A 790-nucleotide genomic window follows, 5' to 3' on the forward strand; every position below is an offset into this window, starting at 1 on the left:
GGAGATGTCGACACAGATCCCGCGAGGCATCTCCCGCAAGTCGATCGGCTGACTGGTCTGCTGGGAGAACACCTCGCCGAGGTCGCCGTCGAGCAGTGCGGTCAGCGTCTGCACCAGTTCGTCGACGCGGGCGTTGTACGCGTCCGCAGTGGTGGTGCGGCACCGGCGCATCAGCTCGGGGTGGTGGGAGTCGATCAGTTCGACCAGGTCCGAGATCAGCGGTGGGGCATCGGGGCCGAACCGTTCATCCTTGGCCAACACCCGCAGCGCGGTATCGAGGACGTTCTTCTCGACTGTGGTCAGCTTGTCGCCGCGCTCGATTTCGCACAGTGCCCGCATGAGCCGGCGGCGGCGCTGCTGAACCTGTTTGGCGACCTTTCTCTGCACGGCGGGGAACGCGTCGAGAAGCGGAATGATCGAACCGAGTGCACCCAGGGCGAGAGGGTTCAGATAGCCCTCACCGTGGCCGAGTTTGATGACCTTGCCGCCGCACACCTCGATAGCCTTGGCGAAGTCGGGCTTGGTGTCCGCGAACACGAACGGGATGTGGCCGCGGGACATCGACCCGGTCACCAGCTTGCGGGCCAGGCTCGATTTTCCGAGGGAGGGCAGACCGAGGACGAACACCGACGGCGTGTTCTGCAGGTTCGTCACATAGGTAGCGGTGACCGGGTCGTAGCAGAACGTGCGACCGTACAGGTCCTCGCCGAGGGGCAGCCCCCGCTTCGGGTAGTTGTCGCCGACCACCCACGGGTTGATGCCACACGCTTGGAAGGTGGTGGCCCGGAAC

General features: G+C 65.2%; 1 pseudogene. It reads right to left on the reverse strand.

The features are described 5' to 3' along the window. A pseudogene (locus ACFWJO_RS38735) lies at window positions 1–747 on the reverse strand (hypothetical protein); the annotation flags it as partial. Window positions 748–790: the final 43 nt, after the last annotated feature.

Source organism: Streptomyces sp. NPDC127092, from assembly GCF_042722475.1.
Classification (GTDB): Bacteria; Actinomycetota; Actinomycetes; order Streptomycetales; family Streptomycetaceae; genus Streptomyces.